Source organism: Mycoplasma collis ATCC 35278, assembly GCF_000701825.1.
Lineage (GTDB): Bacteria > Bacillota_I > Bacilli_A > Mycoplasmatales > Metamycoplasmataceae > Mesomycoplasma_A > Mesomycoplasma_A collis.
On sequence record NZ_JNJY01000032.1, the window covers coordinates 1 to 2,530 of the forward strand.

At 25.5% G+C, this 2,530-nt stretch carries 4 protein-coding genes; all 4 read right to left on the minus strand.

The features are described 5' to 3' along the window. Positions 1 to 225: 225 nt before the first annotated feature. Positions 226 to 453 carry a hypothetical protein gene (locus T403_RS04290; protein WP_051619163.1) on the minus strand — a complete coding sequence of 76 codons (228 nt, stop codon included), beginning with the start codon at positions 451 to 453 and terminating at the stop codon, positions 226 to 228. Beyond that, positions 446 to 991, minus strand: a complete 546-nt coding sequence (locus T403_RS04295; protein WP_169734607.1) for a hypothetical protein — start codon at positions 989 to 991, stop codon at positions 446 to 448. Before T403_RS04295 ends, T403_RS04290 begins: the two co-directional genes overlap by 8 nt. Continuing rightward, positions 952 to 1,164 (minus strand): hypothetical protein, encoded by a 213-nt coding sequence (locus T403_RS04300; RefSeq protein WP_051619166.1) that lies wholly within the window; start codon positions 1,162 to 1,164, stop codon positions 952 to 954. The genes T403_RS04295 and T403_RS04300 overlap by 40 nt, the downstream gene beginning before the upstream one ends. A 146-nt stretch (positions 1,165 to 1,310) precedes the next feature. Beyond that, the gene (locus tag T403_RS04305) at positions 1,311 to 2,117 is read right to left on the minus strand and encodes a hypothetical protein (protein WP_051619168.1); all 807 of its coding nucleotides are present in this window, start codon (positions 2,115 to 2,117) and stop codon (positions 1,311 to 1,313) included. Between the last annotated feature and the right edge of the window lie 413 nt (positions 2,118 to 2,530).

Here is a 2,530-nt window from a genome sequence, read left to right on the forward strand (position 1 = left end):
AATATAGCAAATGATCTTGATAGTTCAGATAGGTATGCTATTGAAGAAATTAGATTTTTAGATGACAATGGATCTCTATACTTAAGATTTAATACTATAGAAAATCCGTTTGAAACTAAAAACCTTTTACTTCCTTATAGATAATAAAATTGATAATAAAATTTATTTTTATTAATTTTGAATAAAGAAAAATCCAAAATTTTAGAAGATTTTGGGTTTTTATTTTTATCTATCAAAATCAAATGATAAATCAAATTCACGAATAGAATTTGCTTCAGTAGGGACATCAGTAGTATATCAACCACCTCACCTTGAAACACTATAGATAACTTTTAAATAATCATTATTATAATGTGATCTTATAATTCTATAATTTTCATTTATAAATTTTCTTTGTCTTCTACCTCTAATGGAAAAATATCATTTTTCAGTATCTATTCATACTCTATTCAAAGGTTTTTTTTACTCAAGATATTCAATCTCATGAATAAAGCGACCTTAATCTATTGTTTGTTAATACATATGTTTCTCCATTGTCATCAACAAAGAAAATAGCTTCAGAATTAAAATCATAGAAAAATTTAAATGGATTAGCTTTTTTATTATATGATCAACCATTTAATAACGGAGAATAAATACTTTCATTATTATCAACTCATTCTAATTTTATTTCTGAAAAATGAGTTAATGCGACTCTTTGAGTTAAAAATGAAAAATCAGTTTTTTCATTTTTAATTTCAAGGAATAATTCTTCAAATTCCTCTGTTACTGCACCTTCAGCAATTAAATAAAGAGCTTGATCAGTAGAATTTACTCTTCTATAAATCCCACTTTTGTTATTTGGAAAAATCACCCAAGATATTCTATATTTATAGTTTTTAGTACTATTTTTATCCATTGGTACTAAAAACCATTTTTGTTCAGGCCTATTATTAGTTGAAACTTGTGATACTAATTTAAAAATACCGGCAATAGGTGTTTTTTTGCGCAATTAATGAATAAGGTGAATTTATTCATAACAATTCTTTCTTGTGTATTATAATAGAAAATAAAGTTGGGTAAAACGCCATTATTTGTTTTATTTTCATACATTGATAAAACTTCTTCTTTTTGCTTTTCTTCAACATATGTAAATGAATGTTTTGGTTTATTATAGCCATACATAACAAAATTTTTACCTTTATTATTCGTTAAATTGAATTCAAGACTTTGATATTCTTTTCCATAACTTGGAGCTAATAAAGGAATTTTATCTCAAGAATATTCATTTGTTTCTTCGAAAATACATTTATCTAGTGGTGAAATATTTGTTACGTTAGCAACATTTGTTTTAATGTTGTTAACATCGCTAGTTCAATCAGGAAAAGCAAATGCATAAGAAGCCGAAGCTCCTTCGCCAACATCAGGACATTTGCCGTTTGTGAAACTGACAATCTAAATGGTGCCACAACTTGTGGTGTTCATGTATTTGGATTAGTATGAGTAGGTAATTCAACGTAATGTTCATTTAATATTTCTGGATCGTGAATTCTAGTTGTTTCAACAACTATTACTGCTGGATGATGAACAAGTGCTGGATCGATTGGAACAGCATCTACTCTTCAAGTAGATCTTATTGATGTTACTAATACTGGTCCATCAGAAAATCATTTTCTTTGGTATGAAAATGATGTTCTAAGAGCATTTAATCCCATTCTCGCCATATCATAATCACCAGATTCGTAAGTAACTTGATCATTTCTTATTACATCAATTAAGTTTTCGCTTGTAAAACGAGCATTGTAAAAATGATTATCAGCTTTTACCTCATATAAATATGTTTCACGTGGATGTTGTGGAACATAAGCTCTAAGTCAACTACCAAAAAATCTTATAGCTGCTGTTGGTGTATCAGAAAAAGATACAAAATAACTTTGTCCAAAGTTTGTAGAAACTATATGTTCAAAAAAATTTCTAACATTTCCTAAATTTCTAAAACCCTCTCTAAAAACAACTTCAGGTGGTCCAGTATCCACTCTATAAATATATTGAGGTGGAGCTGGATCTAGTAATATAGGGTGTTTATTTTCGGATTTTTTTAATGTTCCGATCATTTGTTTTAAAATATTTTTTTTCATTTTTCTTTTTCTTTTTTTTATTTTTTGAAGCAAATTTATAACAAAAAATATAAAAATGCAAAAACTTTTTTTTATTTTTTTATTTTTGAGTTTTTTTTAAATATTTATTTTAAAAATATTAAATTTTTATCTTTTTTAATTTAATTTATTTAATAAGGTTTTAAATATTTATAACTTATTTTATAAAAAGAAATTTTAAAATAAAAAAAGCGCCACATTTAAATTTTTATTATTTAAATGTAATGCACTTAAAATATATTTTTATTATATTATCTATAAGGAAGTAAAAGATTTTTGGTTTCAAAAGGTTTTTCTATTGTATTAAATCTTAAGTATAGAGATCCATTGTCATCTAAAAATCTAATTTCTTCAATAGCATACCTATCTGAACTATCAAGATCATTTGCTATATT